Source organism: Mesorhizobium sp. B2-4-2 (genome assembly GCF_006442845.1).
Classification (GTDB): domain Bacteria; phylum Pseudomonadota; class Alphaproteobacteria; order Rhizobiales; family Rhizobiaceae; genus Mesorhizobium.
The window spans coordinates 366,002-382,992 of sequence record NZ_VFVM01000005.1 but is presented as its reverse complement, the minus strand read 5'-3'; the positions used below and the strand labels follow the sequence as shown (position 1 = coordinate 382,992).

Annotated in this window: 16 protein-coding genes; 9 read left to right on the top strand and 7 right to left on the bottom strand. The window is 62.2% G+C overall.

Going from position 1 to position 16,991, the window contains the following annotated elements:
* Nucleotides 1–37 precede the first annotated feature (37 nt).
* From FJ942_RS14905 to FJ942_RS14885, 5 genes are all read left to right on the top strand, one after another.
* Complete coding sequence (locus FJ942_RS14905) at nt 38–985, top strand: ABC transporter substrate-binding protein (protein ID WP_140521643.1); 948 nt, start codon at nt 38–40, stop codon at nt 983–985.
* Between the two features lie 8 nt (nt 986–993).
* Nucleotides 994–2,013: an iron ABC transporter permease gene (locus FJ942_RS14900; RefSeq protein WP_181169907.1), complete on the top strand. Its 1,020-nt coding sequence runs from the start codon at nt 994–996 to the stop codon at nt 2,011–2,013.
* A 128-nt stretch (nt 2,014–2,141) separates the two neighbouring features.
* Nucleotides 2,142–2,621: a MarR family winged helix-turn-helix transcriptional regulator gene (locus FJ942_RS14895; protein ID WP_140495025.1), complete on the top strand. Its 480-nt coding sequence runs from the start codon at nt 2,142–2,144 to the stop codon at nt 2,619–2,621.
* Nucleotides 2,618–3,796: an HlyD family secretion protein gene (locus FJ942_RS14890; protein WP_140898045.1), complete on the top strand. Its 1,179-nt coding sequence runs from the start codon at nt 2,618–2,620 to the stop codon at nt 3,794–3,796. The genes FJ942_RS14895 and FJ942_RS14890 overlap by 4 nt, the downstream gene beginning before the upstream one ends.
* A gap of 309 nt (nt 3,797–4,105) precedes the next feature.
* A complete protein-coding gene (locus tag FJ942_RS14885; RefSeq protein ID WP_140494247.1) occupies nt 4,106–5,638 on the top strand; it encodes a DHA2 family efflux MFS transporter permease subunit in 1,533 nt (510 codons plus the stop codon).
* Nucleotides 5,639–5,691: 53 nt separating this feature from the next.
* On the opposite strand, the gene FJ942_RS14880 is transcribed toward FJ942_RS14885, so the two are convergent.
* A complete protein-coding gene (locus tag FJ942_RS14880) occupies nt 5,692–6,198 on the bottom strand; it encodes a CAP domain-containing protein (RefSeq protein ID WP_140557109.1) in 507 nt (168 codons plus the stop codon).
* Between the two features lie 329 nt (nt 6,199–6,527).
* Between FJ942_RS14880 and FJ942_RS14875 the strand changes: the two genes are divergently transcribed.
* On the top strand, nt 6,528–7,352 hold the full coding sequence (locus tag FJ942_RS14875) for a DUF2189 domain-containing protein (protein ID WP_140494243.1): 825 nt from the start codon (nt 6,528–6,530) through the stop codon (nt 7,350–7,352).
* Nucleotides 7,353–7,374: 22 nt separating this feature from the next.
* Here FJ942_RS14875 and FJ942_RS14870 read toward each other — a convergent pair whose 3' ends face one another.
* The 3 genes from FJ942_RS14870 to FJ942_RS14860 all read right to left on the bottom strand — a co-directional run bounded on the left by FJ942_RS14870 (nt 7,375) and on the right by FJ942_RS14860 (nt 12,212).
* The gene (locus FJ942_RS14870; protein ID WP_140494241.1) at nt 7,375–8,007 is read right to left on the bottom strand and encodes a LysE family translocator; all 633 of its coding nucleotides are present in this window, start codon (nt 8,005–8,007) and stop codon (nt 7,375–7,377) included.
* Nucleotides 8,008–8,120: 113 nt separating this feature from the next.
* Nucleotides 8,121–10,097 carry a TadE/TadG family type IV pilus assembly protein gene (locus FJ942_RS14865; RefSeq protein WP_181169905.1) on the bottom strand — a complete coding sequence of 659 codons (1,977 nt, stop codon included), beginning with the start codon at nt 10,095–10,097 and terminating at the stop codon, nt 8,121–8,123.
* 195 nt (nt 10,098–10,292) lie between these two features.
* Nucleotides 10,293–12,212, bottom strand: coding sequence for a pilus assembly protein (locus FJ942_RS14860; protein ID WP_140898043.1), 1,920 nt, complete (start codon nt 12,210–12,212; stop codon nt 10,293–10,295).
* Between the two features lie 249 nt (nt 12,213–12,461).
* On the opposite strand from FJ942_RS14860, the gene FJ942_RS14855 reads away from it, so the two are divergent.
* Together FJ942_RS14855 and FJ942_RS14850 are read left to right on the top strand one after the other, a co-directional pair.
* A complete protein-coding gene (locus FJ942_RS14855; RefSeq protein WP_140557138.1) occupies nt 12,462–13,322 on the top strand; it encodes a TIGR01459 family HAD-type hydrolase in 861 nt (286 codons plus the stop codon).
* Between the two features lie 6 nt (nt 13,323–13,328).
* Nucleotides 13,329–14,309 carry a bifunctional riboflavin kinase/FAD synthetase gene (locus FJ942_RS14850; protein WP_140898070.1) on the top strand — a complete coding sequence of 327 codons (981 nt, stop codon included), beginning with the start codon at nt 13,329–13,331 and terminating at the stop codon, nt 14,307–14,309.
* 116 nt (nt 14,310–14,425) lie between these two features.
* Here FJ942_RS14850 and FJ942_RS14845 read toward each other — a convergent pair whose 3' ends face one another.
* Complete coding sequence (locus FJ942_RS14845; RefSeq protein WP_140521651.1) at nt 14,426–14,980, bottom strand: HdeD family acid-resistance protein; 555 nt, start codon at nt 14,978–14,980, stop codon at nt 14,426–14,428.
* A gap of 229 nt (nt 14,981–15,209) precedes the next feature.
* On the opposite strand from FJ942_RS14845, the gene FJ942_RS14840 reads away from it, so the two are divergent.
* Nucleotides 15,210–15,980 (top strand): MipA/OmpV family protein, encoded by a 771-nt coding sequence (locus tag FJ942_RS14840; protein ID WP_224519163.1) that lies wholly within the window; start codon nt 15,210–15,212, stop codon nt 15,978–15,980.
* Between the two features lie 12 nt (nt 15,981–15,992).
* Here FJ942_RS14840 and FJ942_RS14835 read toward each other — a convergent pair whose 3' ends face one another.
* Together FJ942_RS14835 and FJ942_RS14830 are read right to left on the bottom strand one after the other, a co-directional pair.
* Nucleotides 15,993–16,427 carry an RES family NAD+ phosphorylase gene (locus FJ942_RS14835; protein WP_140494233.1) on the bottom strand — a complete coding sequence of 145 codons (435 nt, stop codon included), beginning with the start codon at nt 16,425–16,427 and terminating at the stop codon, nt 15,993–15,995.
* Between the two features lie 2 nt (nt 16,428–16,429).
* The gene (locus FJ942_RS14830; RefSeq protein ID WP_140494231.1) at nt 16,430–16,873 is read right to left on the bottom strand and encodes an antitoxin Xre/MbcA/ParS toxin-binding domain-containing protein; all 444 of its coding nucleotides are present in this window, start codon (nt 16,871–16,873) and stop codon (nt 16,430–16,432) included.
* Nucleotides 16,874–16,991: the final 118 nt, after the last annotated feature.

Below are 16,991 nucleotides of genomic sequence, written 5' to 3'. Positions count from 1 at the left end.
GCAGATCCAATTCCCGTGCAACGAAGGAGCAACATCCGTGAAACGCCTTGCCGTGTCTCTTGCCTTCTCCCTGCTGGCCTCTACGGCCTTCGCCTTTCCGGTGACGGTCGACAGCTGCGGCAAGTCGCTGACCTTCGACGCGCCTCCAAAGCGCGCTGTCATTCACGATCTCAACATGGCCGAGATGGCCTTCGCCCTGAAGCTGCAGCCGTCGATCGTCGGCCTGACCGGCATCACCGGATGGTACAAGGTCGGCCCCGAATTCAAGGCCGAGCAAGGCTCGATCCCGGAACTGGCGCCCAAATATCCGACGCTGGAAAACCTGGTCGCTGTCGAGCCCGACTTCTTCTTCGCCGGTTGGTACTACGGCATGAAGCCGGGCGGCGAGGTGACGCCCGATACGCTGGCGCAACACGGCATCAAGACCCTGGTGCTGACGGAAAGCTGCGTCCATCTCGACAAGAACCGCCCCGCCGCTTCGATGGATCTGCTCTATGGCGATGTCGAGAAGCTGGGCAAGATCTTCGGCAAGGAGGCCGAAGCGGATAAGCTCGTCTCCGGCTGGAAGGCGCAGCTCGCCGAAATCACGGCCAAGGTCGGCGCCCGCAGGGGAACGCGCGTGTTCCTCTATGATTCCGGCGAGGACAAGCCGTTCACATCAGGCAAGTTCGCCATTCCCAACGCCATGATTTCCGCGGCCGGCGGCGACAACATCATGGCCGACATGGACACCAGCTGGGGCAACACGGATTGGGAGACGGTGGCCTCGCGCAATCCGCAATTCCTCATCCTGCTCGACTATCAGGATGGCGGCGGCTACCGGAAGCTGCTCGATTTCCTGAAAGCGCATCCGGCAATGAAGGAGACGGACGCGGTCAGGAACGAACGCTTCGTGGCGCTTCGCTATGCCGAACTGACACCCGGGCCGGCCAATATCGACGCGATCGGCAAGATTGCCAGGGCGATGCATCCGGAAGCGTTTTAACCGGGAACATGACTTTGCGGCACAAGGCATTCCTATTGGCCATGACGGCGGCGGCGTTGGCAATCGCCGCGTTCGCGCTGCTGTCGATCGCCTATGGCTCGACGATGATTCCGTTGGGCGACGTCGTTGCAGCACTTGGCCATGCGATCGGATTGAAGGGGCATGACGTGTCCGGCCCGGTCGGCAGGATCGTCGTCGACCTCAGATTGCCGCGCATAATCCTGGCCATCTGTGTCGGCGGCGGCCTGGGCGTGGTCGGCGCGCTGTTACAGACGGTGACGCGCAACGATCTTGCCGATCCGTTCCTGTTCGGCCTCTCGTCGGGAGCCGCCGCCGGCGCTGTCTCCGTCATCACCGTCTTCGGCGACAGTTTCGGGATCTGGACGCTACCGATCGCTGCGTTCACCGGCGGTATTCTGGCGGCTTGCGTTGTGCTTTTGCTGGTTGCGCGGGTGAGGGGACAAGGCCCCGAACGGCTGATCCTCGCCGGACTTGCGGTCTCCTTCATGTTCACCGCATTGACCAATTACCTGGTCTTTGCCGGTGACCAGCGCGCCGCCCATTCGGTGCTGTTCTGGACGATGGGCGGGCTCGGCCTTGCGCGGTGGGACAATATCTGGCTGGGTGTGCTTGGGGCCGGCACGATTGCGGCGTACGGGCTGTGGAATCATCGCCGGCTGGACGCTTTCCTGGCCGGCGAAAATGCCGCCGAAAGTCTTGGCGTGCCGGTGGCGCGAATGCGACGGACGACGTTTCTGGTCGCCGCTTTTTCGACCGCGATCCTGGTTTCGGTCGCTGGCGTCATCGGCTTCGTCGGCCTCATGATCCCGCATCTGTCGCGGCCGCTGGCCGGCGCGCTGCATCTGCGCCTGATCGTAAGTTGCGCGCTGTTCGGGGCGGTGCTGTTGCTGGCAAGCGACCTTCTGGCGCGCACATTGCTGCCGCCGCAGGAACTGCCGATCGGCATCATCACCAGCTCGCTCGGCGCCTTCTTCGTTGTCACCATGCTGATCCGCAACCGCTTGTAATGGGTGTCGCGGCGGCCGAAATCATCGGACGCAGCCATGATTGTGCTGCACGGCTGCCATGCACGTTTGCCGGCTTCTGGAACAATGCCGGACTTGAATGATAAGCACGCTTATTATATATGCCACTCATGGTTTCCGAAGGCGTAGACAGATTGGGATTTTTGATCCACGACGTGCAGCGGCTGATGCGAAAGCGCTTCGAAGCGCGCGCCAGCGGCCTTGGCCTGTCCTCGGCGCAATGGCGCCTGATGGTTCGCGTCGCCAAGGAAGCGGGCGTTTCGCAGGCGCGGCTTGCCGAACTGCTTGAAATCGAGCCGATCAGCGTCTCGCGGCTGGTTGACCGGATGGAGGAGGGCGGCTGGATCGAGCGCCGCTCCGACGCCGCCGACCGCCGCGTGCGCATGATCTTCCCAACTCCCAAGGCAAGTGCCGCGTATGCGGAGGTCAAGAGCCTCGCCGGCGAAGTCTATGAGGAGTCGCTGACCGGCGTTTCGCCGGACGATCGCCGCGTCCTGATCAGGGCATTGGATGCGATGGCACAGAATCTCGCGGATGGCGATTCACCGTCCTGCGACAAGGTCAAGAATACGGAAGGCGCAGCAGCATGAACGCGGTAGCCAAGGTCGACGAAAACGCCGCCAAAGTGGAAATGGAAGCGCCGCAGCAGCCGGCCGCGGCCCCTGTTACAATGACACCTCCGGCAGAGCCGGCGCCGGTGCCAAAGAAGAAGCGCCGTCTCGGCCGCTTCTTGTTGATGTTCGCACTGCCGGCGGCGTTGGTCATTGGTGGCGGCTATGTCTGGGTCACTGGAGGGCGCTACCAGGAGACGGAGAACGCCAACCTGCAGCAGGCCAAGGTATCGATCGCCTCGGACACGGCGGGCCGCATCGTTCAGGTTGCGATCTCGGACAATCAGAGGGTGAAGCAAGGCGATCTTCTCTTCGCCATTGACCCCGAGCCTTACCGGATCGCACTTGCGCAGGCCGACGCGGCGGTGGCCGCCGCGCGGCTCAACGTCGAACAGCTGCGCGCCGCCTACAGCCAGGCCATGGCGCAGGAGAAATCCGCCAGCAGCGAAGTTGCCTATGCCCAGTCGCAATACGACCGTGCCGCCGATCTCGCCCAGAAAGGTATCAACGCCAAGTCTTCGCTCGATGAGGCCAGGAACGATCTCGATAAGGCAAAGCAGCAGCTTGCCGTCGCCGAACAGGGTATCGTCAGCGCCAAGGCGGCGCTTGGCGGCAATCCCGATATCGAGACCGACAAACATCCGACCGTGATGTCGGCGCTCGCCGCGCGCGACAAGGCTGCCTACGACCTAGCGCAGACCACCGTGAAGGCGCCCGCCGATGGCGTCGTCTACCAGGCTGCTTCCTTCAAGGTCGGCCAGTATGTCGGCTCCGGCACGCCGCTGTTTTCGCTGGTCGAGACCGGCGATACCTGGATCGACGCCAATTTCAAGGAAACACAGCTGACCAATATGAAGCCGGGCCAGAAGGCAGAAATCGTGGTCGACACCTATCCGGGCAGGACCTTCGAAGCGACCGTCAAGGCTATCGGCGCCGGCACCGGAGCGGACTTCTCGCTTCTGCCCGCCCAGAACGCTACCGGCAACTGGGTCAAGGTCACCCAGCGCATTCCGGTCCGCCTGGAGCTGAGCGATCCCGACGCCAAGATGATGCTGCGCACAGGCATGAGCGCGGCCGTCACCGTCGACACGGGCGTGGCGCGCGGCTTGCCTGGCATTTTCGGCCACGCCACGGCCGGCGAGCCCGCGAAGTAAATCAGCGGAAGCCCGCGTGGATCATGCGGGTGGACGCACAGAGCAGGGGATTGGTCTGATGGGAGGAGTGGAAGGGTCAGCCTTCGGGGCAAACCGCATCGCGGCTTGATCGAAAGCTGAAATCTTCGACACGGACCCGTCGGTCCTCATGTTTCCGGGCGGCAGGCATCCGCTCAATCGAGACTTTCGGTCGATGTAACCCCCACATCGATAATCGCGTCCCACCGCGATGAGGGTCTCTCAACGGAAGGCTTTGCCGCCCGGAAACCCTGTGTACACGTTTTTGTTACCGGCTGGAAGTTCCGCATCATGAGCACGCCAGAACCTTTCAAAGAAGTGCCGCATCGTGGCCTGATCACGGTTGCGCTCATGCTGGCGACGATCATGCAGGCGCTCGACACCACGATCGCCAACGTCGCGCTACCGACCATGACCGGCGATCTCGGCGCCTCGCCCGACAACATCAACTGGGTGCTGACCTCCTACATCGTGGCGGCGGCGATCATGACGCCGGTCACCGGCTGGCTTGCGGACCGTTTCGGCCGCAAGGAACTGTTCCTGACGGCGGTGGTCGGCTTCACCATCTTCTCGATGCTGTGCGGCCTGGCCTGGAGCCTTGAAACCATTGTGTTGTTCCGGCTCATGCAAGGCGTGTTCGGCGCCGCGATCGTGCCCCTGTCGCAGACCTTCCTGCTCGACATCAACCCGAAGGAACGCCACGGCCAGGCAATGGCCATCTGGGGCGCCGGCATCATGCTGGGGCCGATTCTGGGTCCCACGCTTGGTGGCTGGCTGACCGAGAATTTCAGCTGGCGCTGGGTGTTCTTTATCAACCTGCCGGTCGGCATCGTCGCCTTCCTCGGCATGGCCGCTTATCTGCCGGCCATTGCGCGGCGGGTGCGAAGCTTCGATTTCTTCGGCTTCGCCATGATATCGCTCGGCGTCGGCGCTCTGCAGCTGCTGCTCGATCGTGGTGGCGAGGTCGACTGGTTCTCGTCGGTCGAGATCTGGATCGAGCTTGGCCTTTCGATAACCGGCTTCTGGGTGTTCATCATCCACACGATGACGGCAGAGCATCCCTTCATCGACCCCAAGATCTTCCTCGACCGCAATTTCGTGACCGGGCTGGCGTTCATCTTCGTCATGGGCGTGCTCATCCTGGCGAGCATGTCGCTGCTGCCGCCGATGCTGTCGACCATCTTCGGCTATCCGACCATCACCATCGGCATCGTGATCGGGCCGCGCGGCGTGGGGACGATGATCTCGATGCTCGTCGTCGGCCGGCTCATGAGCAAGGTCGACGCCAGGATCCTCGTCGTCATCGGCTTCCTCCTGACCGCGCAGTCGCTCTACACGATGGCCGGCTTCTCGCCCCAGATGGACAACTGGCTGATCATCACTTCCGGCATCATCCAGGGCCTGGGAATGGGAATGGTATTCGTGCCGCTGTCGACGGTGGCCTTCGCCACGCTTGACGTGCGCTTCCGCACCGATGCCACGGCTTTGTTCAGCCTTGTGCGCAACCTCGGCTCGTCCATCGGCGTATCGGTCGTGACGGTGCTCATGGTGCGCAATACACAGATAAATCACGCCGAGCTTTCCACCTTTATCAATCCGTTCAACCCCAATCTGTGGGCGGTTTCGCCGGCGGCGGCCGGCGGCGACCAGATGGCATTGTCCCAGGTCGACAGGATGGTGAACATCCAGGCGATGATGATCTCCTACGTCAACGACTTCAAAATCCTGATGATAATGACGCTGGCCGCCATTCCGTTCGTGATCCTGCTGCGCAAGCCGAAGACGGCGCCGGCTGGCGGCGCGCCGGCGGCACATATGGATTGATATTCGCCGACGGCTGTCCGGTGCCGGCGATGCCGCTGCCGGCGATGGCTTTGCTACCTTCCGAGCACCAGGGCCCAGTAGCGGAGGCCGGGGTCGCGGCCGTCGCGGACATAGGCAAGCCCGAAACGACTGAAGTCCGGGTCGAGTATGTTGCGCCGGTGGCCGGTCGAATGCATCCAGATATCGAACAGTTTCTGCTGGTCGAAGCGGCCTTCGGCGATGTTCTCGGCCGCAGCGCCGTGCACGCCATTGTCCTTCATGCGCGAGGCGAAATCCTTGCCCCAGCCGGTGGTGTGGCTCATGCGCGTCCGCGACGCCATGTAGCCGGCCTGCTGCAACGCCGCCTGTTCGAGCTGGGTGTCCGCGGTCAGCGGACTCCGCCCGGCCGCGGCGCGCAAGTTGGCCAGGGTGGCCGTGGCGGAGGAAGAGACACCTGCGCCCTCACCGGTGGGCACGGAAACGGTGCTGCAAGCAGCAAGCCCGGCAATGGCCGCAAGGCCGATCAGCAAGGAGCGCCTTGTCCGGCGCGGTTCTGGAGGGAGGTCGATGACAATGCTCATTCCTGCCTGCATAGTCGCGATCATGGCTTTTGACGGGCAAGCCGAAGAAACTGGCGAGGAAATTGATGCCTTGGCCTTCGCTGATCGCACCGCGTAGTCTTCAAGCGTTGCGTTTGGCCATCCAGCTCCGAATGGCCCATCGTCCGGGAAATCCGATGCCGAAGATCGCGCGGCTTCTGCCGGGCAGCGATGACAATCCCGTGATGGCCTGTCCGGAACCATCGATTTGGCGACAGCCCCTGGCAAATCGGGTATGCTGTTACATCTACTAGTGGCAGCTACGGGCGGCCATCACGGTGGTGACCGCCCCCGACAACGGGAGGAAGCTTATGGCCAGCTTTCATGTCATGGCGGACGCGCGTGGTATGCATGTGCAGCCCACGGTGCGCCACATCACCACATCGGACCTCTGGGATGCGCTGCGGCTCGGTGCCGAGGATTTCTGGGCAAAACCGTCTCACTACGTTTTCCTGTGCCTGATCTATCCCATCGTCGGCCTGATCCTGACGCAGTGGACGTCTGGCTCCAACGCCATTCAGCTCGTCTATCCCTTGATGTCGGGTTTCGCCCTTGTCGGCCCTTTCGCCGCGCTCGGCCTCTACGAGATCAGCCGCCGGCGCGAGCTCGGCATGAACACCAACTGGCGACATGCCCTCGATGTCCGCCACTCGCCCGCGGTGCCTTCGATCGCGGTCATCGGCATCATGCTGTTCGTGCTGTTCCTGTTGTGGCTGTTCACCGCGCAGTCGATTTACACCAGCCTGTTCGGCGACCAGCCGCCGGCTTCGATCGGCGCCTTTGTCGGCGACGTGCTGACGACCAGCAAGGGCTGGACGTTGATCCTTCTCGGCAACGCCGCCGGCTTCGTTTTCGCCGTGATCGTGTTGGCCACCACTGTCGTCGCCTTCCCGCTGCTGCTCGACCGTGACGTCGGCGCCGTTTCGGCCATAGAAACCTCGGCCCGGGCGGTGATGGCAAATCCGCTGCAGATGGCTCTTTGGGGCCTGACGGTCGCGGTGCTGCTGGTGATCGGTTCGATCCCGCTGTTTGCCGGGCTCGCGGTCGTTATGCCTATCCTTGGCCATGCCACCTGGCACCTCTACCGCAAGGTGGTGGAACCGGAGCGGACCCAGCAGACAAGGCGGCCGATGTAGACCAACGCCGGGACCGCCGCCCTCAGCGCTGTGCGTCGGTCGCCATCTTCAGCGCCAGCGCCGTCAGCACCCCTCCCATCATCCAGCGCTGGATGACCAGCCACAAAGGCCGCCCGGCGAGAAACGCGGCGATCGAGCCGGCCGTCACCGCGATGATGGCATTCACGGTCAGGCTGATCGAAATCTGCGTCGCGCCGAGCACAAGAAGCTGAGACAGGACATGGCCTTTGCCAATGCTGATGAATTGCGGCAGCAGCGACAAATAGAGCACCGCCACCTTCGGATTGAGCAGATTGGTCATCAGGCCCATGGCGAACAGCTTGCGCGGCCCGTCTTTCGGCAGGTCGCGCACCTGGAATGGCGAGCGTCCGCCCGGCTTCACGGCCTGCCAGGCCAGCCACAGGAGATAGAGCACGCCGGCAAAGCGCAGCGCGTCATAGGCGAAGGGTACGGCCAGCAGCAGCGCCGTGATTCCGAATGCCGCCGACAGCACATAGAAGAGAAAACCTACGGCGACCCCGCCAAGCGAGATCAGGCCGGCCTTCGGCCCTTGCGACAGGGAGCGCGAGATCAGGTAGATCATGTTTGGACCCGGCGTCAGCACCATGCCCAGGCAGACCAGCGCGAAGGCGAGGTGGTTGGCGGTATCGGGCATTGTTCGTCCCCAGGCGTGCCGCGATGGATGCGATCCAGCGTGCGGCATTATGTGCCTGTTGCGGCAGGCGCCCACAAGGGCTTGGCGGCGTCAGGCGTTGCGCCAGAGTCCGGTTAACCGACCACGCGCAGGTTCGACAATTCGTTGCCGATTTCCTTGAAATCGTTGGACAGGCTGGCGCCCGTCGCATTCCAGAACAGCTTGGCGGGTTTGCTCGGGTCCGCCGGGTCCTTGCGGAAGCGCGAGACCGACGAGCATGATTTCAGCGCATCGATGGCGTTCTTGTCGGTGGTCTTGGTCGTGGACAGGTCGAGAGCCACTGTCATCACCATGATGTTGGCCGCCTTGGCGTTGTTGCAAAGCGTCGTCATCTGCTCGTTGAGCGCGCTGGTGTAATTGCCGTTCGAATAGTCGAACTGGCCGATGGCGCTCGATGTACCCATGAACAGGCGCCCGACCGAGGTGCCGGCATAGCCGGGCTTGAGATAGCCGTAGGACGCGTAGGTCGACTTCGAATCGGCGGGGTCGGAATAGCTGAGCGAAGACGGCGTGTAATAGGTGTTGGCGCCGTCGGTCAGCACGATCACCACCTTGTCGTTGCCTTTTTCTGTTTCCGGGCGCCCCTGCGTGAACGGCTCGCCGCTCGAGACCACCCGCCAGCCCCAGCCCATGCCCTCGGGAACATTGGTGCCGCCATCCGGCTGCATCAGGTCGATCGCGGCTTTGATCGTGGCGAGCCCATCGGCGACGCTGACGTCGGTCAGCGGCGTGATCGGGTTGGTGGTGCAACTGTAGTTCGGGCCGTTGCCTGCGGGCAATACCGGTGCATCGATCGGCCGCGGCTGGAAATACTTGGTCATGTTGCGCAGCCGGGCTTGGCCGCTGCTGCTCGAAGGATCGTCGTTCCACCAGCTGTTGATGGCGCCGTAGGTCTTTGGTGCGGCTTCGTTGGGATCCTGGGTGATCTTCCAGTGATTGCCGGGTTCATCCGGGGCGAACATCGGCACGAACATCGTCGCCGGATCGCCCACGCCTATCCCGGTGTTGGCCGAGCCGCCGGACGGCGGGGCGTCGTTGACATTGTAGGGGTAGGGCCGGGCTTCGACACAGCCTTGCCAGCTGGCGAACGGACCGTAGGAATCGACATAGTCGTATGCGTCGTAACTGCGCTTGCAGGTATTGTTCCAGTTGTATTCAGCACAAACAACGTGCTTGCTGTTTTTAACACGCTCATGGCTGGTGACGACCTTCATGTCGCGGTAGAGCGAAAACCGGGTCAGCATCTGGCCTTCCTCGTCGCCCCAGCCGGTGCCGCGTTTGTACCAGATGCCGTTGGTCTGCTGGGCGTATTTGTTGGCGGCGTTCAGCGTCGACCAGTCGAAATTCTCGTTCGACACCGGTGACAGGCCCTCGGTGTCCATCCAGGACGCATTGCCATTGCCAGGACCGACATTGACCGAGGCGGCAAAGGGTACGAGGCCGAACTGCACCGGCTTGTCGACCTGCTTGATCATCGCGGCCTGTTGGGCAAGCGTGTCGACCAACTGCTTCGCCGCGGTCTTGAGGAGATCGATGCGCTTCTGCCCCGAGCCGGTTCCGGGCGTGACCATCGATCCGGAATTGTCGAGCACCAGCGCTACTTCGAGCGTGTTCTTCAGCCGCACCTCCGAGCACGCGGTGAAGCCGATATTGGTGGCGCCGGTGCCGCCGAGCAGTATCTTCGCCGTCGGCAGGAAGTAAGGATTATAGGTCAAGGTGCCGCAAAGCTTCATTGTTCCGCCGCCAGCGGCGTTGCTGGGCAAAGTGAGGTTGAGCGTCGTGTTGGCGGGATCGACATCGTTCAGATTGGCATTGAAGAAGTCGAGCGCATAGGCCCTCAGCTGGTCGTCGGTGGCGCCTTCCGTCACGCGGCGCGCCGTGGCGAAGTTGGCGGCGTCGAGCGCGTTCAACACCGTCTGCTTTTCGCGGTTCATTTCCGTGAAGTCGACCGCGAGCGCCAGCCCGCCCATCAGCGGGACCATCGCGAAGGCCGTCACGAGAGCATAGTTGCCGCGCCTGTCGCGGCGGAATTGATGCCAGATTTCACGCATGTCTTGCAGCGGCCCCCGCCGGCGGATTCTCGTTCGATGCCAGCTTTCCACAAAACGCTGAAGGACGGGTTTGGGAAACCGCTCGATTGCTTGGTTCGCGCTTCACCAAGCACTAACCAATCTGGAGCGGCCCCCCGGTGCCTCCAAAAAACGACACCCCGCCGGATGCAGGGCGTCGACGTGGAATTCGTCGGATCAGCTGACGATGCGCAGGTTGGACAGCTCGTTGCCGATCGCCTTGAAATCGTCGGACAGCGTTGCGCCCGTCGAATTCCAGAACAGCTTCATCGGCTTGCTCGGATCGGTCTTGTCCTTGCTGAAGCGGGAATCCGAAGAACAGGCCTTCAGCGCATCCATCTGCGTTTTCTCCGCTGTCTTGGTGGCGTCCAGATCAAGCGCGATGGTCATGACCATGACCCCGGCGGCCTTGGCGTTGTTACACAGGGCGGTGAAATGCTCGTTCATCGCTTTGGTGTAGTTGGCGTTGGAATAATCGTCCTTCGCGACATTGGCGCTGGTCCCCAAGAACATGCGGCCATAGCTGTAGCCGTTGCTGTAGGGGACGACGTAACCGAGAGCCGAATAGATCGCCTTGCTGCCAGCCAGGTCGTTACCGCCAGAACTCCAATTGGTTCCAGAGTAGGTCTGCGCCGTCACCGAGGTCGGCGTGTAGTAGGTGTTGGCGCCGTCGGTCAGCACGATCAGTACCTTGTCGTTGCCTCTTTCCGTTTCGGGCCGGCCCTCGGTGAAGGGTGCCGTGCTGGAAAGGGTCCGCCAGCCCCAGGCCATGCCTTCCGGCACGTTGGTGGCGCCGTCGTCGGCCATGGCATCGATGGCGTTTTTGATCAAAGTTGCGCCGGCTGTCGTGGAAACATCGGTTAGTGGCGTGATTGCCGTCGTGCTGCAGCTTGTATTCGGCCCGGCGTCCATGCCGTAGGCCGGCGTGACCTTGTTCACCCAGTCGAAATATTTTGGCATGTAGCGCTGGCGTGCGGCGTCGGACGCGCCTGAACTCACTGGGGCGTCGACATCCCAATTGTTATTGGCTGGCCTTGAAGAGCTATCGACGCGGTCGGTTTCGTCGGCCGCGAACATCGGCACGAAAAGCGTTGCAGGCAGTGTTGTCGATGCAGCTGTGTCCTGGATATTGTATGGATATGGGCGCGACTCGACGCAGCCACCCCAACTCGCGACCGGCGCATAGGTGAAGGTCGCGTTCGATGCACAAGTACCGTCCCCATTCTTGAGACTGCACGCTGAAATGCGTTTCATCTGTTTGTAGATCGAGAACCGGGTCAGCGGCTGGTCTTTCTGGCTCGCGTCCCAGCCGGTGCCTTTCGCGTACCAGATGCCGGCAATCTTCTGCGCGTATTTGGTGGACGAAAAGGACGAACTCATGGTCGTCCAGTCGAAATTCTCATGATGGATAGGCGATATGCCGGTCGTGTCCATCCACGCCGCCGAAGCGTTGCCCGCACCGACATTCACCGAGGCGGCAAAGGGAACGAGGCTGAACTGGACCGGCTTGGTGACCTGTCTCATCTGCTGGGCCTGGCCGGCCAACTGGTCGACCAACTGCTTGGCGGCGCTCTTGAGAAGGTCGAACCGCACCTTGTTCGAGCCTTTGCCGAGCTCCTTCATTGAACCGGAATTATCAAGCACCAGCGACACTTCCAGCGTGTTCTTCAGGCGCACTTCGGAGCAGGTGCTGAAGCCGATATCGGTGCTGCCGGCGCTGCCGCCCAGCAGTAGTTTAGCCGTCGGCTCGAAATAGGGCTTGTAGACCAAGGTCGCGCAGAGCTTCAGCGTCCCGCCGCCTGTGTTGTTGTTGGGCAGCGTCACGGCCAGCGTGGTGTTGGCCGGATCGATATGCGCGAGATTGGCTTCGAAGAAATTCTTGGCATAGGCCACGGCGTCGGCGTCGCTGGCGCCGGCAACGATCTGCTGGGCCGTGGCGAAGCCGGCCGCGTCCAAGGCGTTCAAGGCGTTTTGCCTTTGGCCCACCATTTCCGTATAGTCGACGGCGATCGCCACGGCGCCCATCAGCGGCACCATGGCGAGCACGGTCATCAGCGCATAATTGCCACGCCGGTCGCGTCCGAATCTTCGGATCATTGTCACACCTGCCCCGCCAAATCGATAGTCAGTGGGGACGGTGTCATAAATCGTTAAATTTCAGGTTTCTGGAATATATCCAAGGTCAGCCTGCACTTTCAAAGCTCGTTAACCAACCAGTGAACGGTGGTGGATGCCGGTACAGGCGGGCGAAAGCTGGTGACAGGCTGGGCCGGTTCGGATAATTCCAACCGGCTGCGGCGAACCGTCGGCTGCGGCACCGCAACGATCATGACTGAAGGATACGGCATGGCGGCCTCGCCTGACATCATCGGTTCGCTCGAAGACGTGTCGAAGAACTATTCGGCCATTCTCTGCGATGTCTGGGGCGTGGTGCACAATGGCGAAAGGCATTTTCCCGCGGCTGCGTCGGCGCTGGCGGCTGCCCGTACGGCCGGCATTCCCGTCGTCCTGATCACCAATTCGCCGCGCCGCAGCGCCGACGTCGTGGCCCAGATGAACGTCATCGGCGTTCCCCCATCGGCCTACGACCGCGTGGTCACCTCGGGCGACGTGACCCGCGACCTAATCGTGGAAGGCCCGCGAAAGATCTTCCATGTCGGCGCCGAGCGAGACTTGACCCTCTATGACGGGCTCGACGTCGATCTCGTCGAGGAGTTCGAGGCATCCGGCGTCGTCTGCACCGGCCTGTTCGATGACGAAGTGGAGAAGCCCGAAGATTATGCGGAGCTGCTGCGGCGGTTGCGCGCCAGGAACTTGCCTTTCATCTGCGCCAACCCGGATATCATGGTCGAGCGCGGCGAACGCATCATCTGGTGCGCCGGCGCCCTGGCACGCGACTACGCGCAGCTCGGCGGCCGCACGCTGATAGCCGGAAAGCCATATGCGCCGGTCTATGATGTGGCGATGAAGGAGGTGGCGGAGATCCTTGGCCGGCCGGTCGAGCGCCGCCAGGTGTTGGCCATCGGCGACGGCATGCTGACCGATATCAAGGGCGCCGCCGACAACGGTTTCGACGTTCTCTATGTCTCAGGCGGCATTCATGCCCGCGACTATGGCGATGCATCGCAACCGGATCCCGCAAGGCTCGCCGCGTTTCTTGACAGGCACGGCTATCATCCAGTGGCCGTCATTCCCAGGCTGCGGTAGATGGCGATGGACGCTTTCCAGCACCTTTCGGCAACCGCTCCGCTGCCCGCCGATTTGCGCGGCGGCGTTGTCGCGATCGGCAATTTCGACGGTGTCCATCGCGGTCATCAGGCGGTGCTCGAACGGGCATTGGCGGAGGCGCGGCGGCGTGGCGTGCCGGCGCTGGTGCTGACTTTCGAACCGCACCCGCGAAAGATATTCAGGCCCGAGATACCGCTGTTCGTGCTGACGCCGCCGCCGATGAAGGCGCGGCTCCTGTCGCTGCTGGGCTTTGCCGCGCTCGTCGAACAGCCTTTCACGCGCGACTTCGCCTCGCTATCGGCGGAAGCCTTCGTGACCGACGTGCTTGAGAGAACGCTTGGCATCACCCATGCCGTGACCGGCTTCGATTTCCATTTCGGCAAGGACCGCCAGGGCGGGCCGGCCTATCTGATGGCGGCTGGCGAGCGCCATGGCTTCGGCGTCACGCTGGTCGATGCATTTCGGGACGAGAGCGCCGAGGTGGTTTCATCGAGCCGCATCCGCGCCTTGCTTTGCGATGGTGAGGTGGCGGAGGCCGCCGGCCTGCTCGGCTATCGCTTCACGGTGGAGAGCGAAGTCGTGGGCGGCCAGAAACTGGGGCGAACGCTCGGCTTTCCGACCGCGAACATGAGGCTTCCCGCCGAGGCCACCCTTAGGGAAGGCATCTATGCCGTTCGCTTTCGCCGCCCCGACGGAAGGCTGCATGACGGGGTTGCCAGCTTTGGCCGCCGTCCGACCGTCGACGATGATGGCGCGCCGCTTCTGGAAACCTTCGTCTTCGATTTTTCCGGTGACTTCTATGGCGAGATCTGCCAGGTGTCGTTCTTCGGTTACCTGCGCAGCGAGGTCAAGTTCGACGGGCTTGATGCGCTGGTCGCGCAGATGAAGCGCGACGAGGCCGAGGCGAGAGCACTGCTGGCCGGCGTCAAGCCGCTTTCGCAACTCGACGCGGCCATGGCTTTTTGAAGCATGGTCCCGAAAAGTGGAGTGCGGTTTTCGGGCAAGATCATGCTTTAACAAAATGAGCATGATCCCGAAAAGTGGCGCCCGGTTTTCGGGTTAGATCATGCTCGAATCAGACGTTACTTTTTCAGCGCCAGACCGACGGCGATGAAGGTCCAACCCTGGAAGATCAGGTCGATTGCCAGGAACAGGCCGAGCACCCATACGCTGTTGACCGGCCAGCCCATAGCTATGATCAACCCGGCGATCACGCTGATGGCGCCGGCCGCGACGATCCAGCCCCAGCCGCGCTCAGGCCGGTGGCTGTAGCCGACCCAGGCGCGCAGCACGCCGGAAGCGACAAGCGCGACGGCCAGCAAGAAGGTCAGCACCGCCGAGGCCAGCAGCGGGTTGTCGAAGGCGAAAAAGCCCGCGACCGCGTAGAGCAATCCGCTGAGCAGCCAGTAGAAGAAGCGGCCCCACGTCTTGACCCCGAAGGCATGCATGATCTCGATAATGCCGGCCACCAGCATCAGCCACCCCACGACATAGACGGAAGCCACCGTGGCGATGAAGAGGTTGCCAAAGGCAATGCCGCCGAGGATCAGCAGCAACACGCCCAGACCAACAAACCACCCCCACTTTCCTCGCGTCTGTCCGATCGCGTTCTTCAGTGCATCGCCGTGCAGGGTCATGTCGCCATCTCCATCGAGGACCGCCAGCAGGGGATGAAGTTACCCTTGGTGCCGACCCGCGTCCAGCCGACGGCGGCCGGATGGTGCAAGCAATGCGAGCCGGACGTCTCGACCTTAAATCAAATTTTACCAAAGCCTCTTCAAAGCTGTGACCGAAAGACAATCGTATCGTGTTAATGGGGTAGCCATGAGTCCGGTCGGGAAAATTTCTGCAGCCTTGGCTACCGTCATGCTGGCTACCTCGGGTGCGGCCGATGCCGGCGAGGGCGCCTTCGGCTGGCTGTCCGGCGATTGGTATCTGACGGTCGGCGCCACCGGCATGGTGGCGCCCAATTTCGAGGGCGGCAAGAAGTACCTGCTCAGCGCCTCGCCGATCATCTCCTTGGGCAAGGCTGGCCCGGCGGCCCGCTTCACCTCACGCAACGACAACATTTCGCTGGCGCTGGTCGATGACGGCGGCGTTCGCGCCGGCCTGACCGGCAAGTTCCTGTTCTCGCGCGACGATGGCGATGCCGACGAGTTGAAGGGCCTCGATCCGGTCCGCTGGGGCGGCGAGGTGGGCGGCTTCTTCGAATTCTATCCGACGGACTGGATACGTGCGCGTGCCGAGCTGCGGCACGGCATCCGCGCCCATAACGGCTTCGTCGCCGACATCGCCGCCGACGCCTTCTACGATGTGACGCCAACCGTCAGGATCTCTGGCGGGCCGCGCGTCTCGTTCGCCTCCGCCAAATATTTCGACGCCTATTACGGCGTCGACGCGCAGGAAGCCGTGGCCTCGGGGTTGAACCAGTATAATCCCGGCGGCGGCCTGAAATCGGTCGGCCTTGGCGGTGCGGTGACGTGGAAGGTGACCGACCCAATGACCGCCAGCCTGTTCGGGGAATATTCACGCCTCGAAGGCCCGGCCGCCGATTCCAGCCTGGTCAAGGAGCGCGGCGACCGCAACCAGTTCATGATCGGCGTATCGACGACCTATCGCTTCGATTTCAAGATGTAGCCGGTATCGGCCTTATTCCAGCAATCGCGTATCGATCTGATGACTTGTGGTGCCGACGATGGCGATGCCTTCGCGTTCCAGCAAGGCGGGATTGAGAATATAGTTTCTGGCGAAGGGAACGATCACGCAAGGAACTTCCATGACTGGATGGCTGGCGGCACTGACAAAATCGCTGCCAATCTCGCGTGTCTTGGCCGGATTGTCTTTCCAGCCCTCGGGCAAATCGGGGACGGCAATGGAGACGCCGTCAGGCACTTCGATTTCCAGGAGCTGGAACGTGGGCGGCAAATCTTCCACGTCGACATGAACGAGAATTTCAAGAAGCGCCGTGGCGGGATGATCCGCGCAGTACACAATGGCGGTGCCCTTGATGTTCCAACGGCCGGAGCTGAGCATGCCGCCCCGGCCGGACAGGTCGGCGAAGTTGGAGATACGCCATAGACGCATCGTCAGGCGAAAATGCCATAATCGATGCGATGCAGTTCCTCTTCCACCAGGGAAGCACCGGTTTCTGACTGCAGGAGCGTGATAGGCGCTTCGTTGAGCACCCGGCTGCGTTTGCGCAACCAACGTTGCGCTTTTTCGTGGTCGCCGAAAACACGATCCGCCATTGTGGAAATGCGCTCGATGCGCATGACGCGATCGGACTCGGCAATACTCAGTTTCTCATTGCGTTCTTTCCTGCGCGCCAAAGTGCGCCGCGATCCTACGATCTTGTAAATTTCGTCATTGCTGAACCCACGGTGGCGGAGTTCTTCCACCTTGGTGAAGCTGACCAGGAATTGCCCCGTTGCGGCATCCCGGACCAAGCCATCCTGCGCACGCTCGACCTTCTCCTTACGGGCGGCCCGTCTGGCAGCCGGCACGTGGACCTTGCGATGCGGATTGGACATGACGCGCCTCCGGTGCCATTTGCCCAAACATATATGCGCAATTGGCACAAGCGGCAAGGCGAGTGCCTTGGAGTTCGGGCTTTCCAAGCTGGCCCACCTCGTTTAAAAGCGCGGCCAT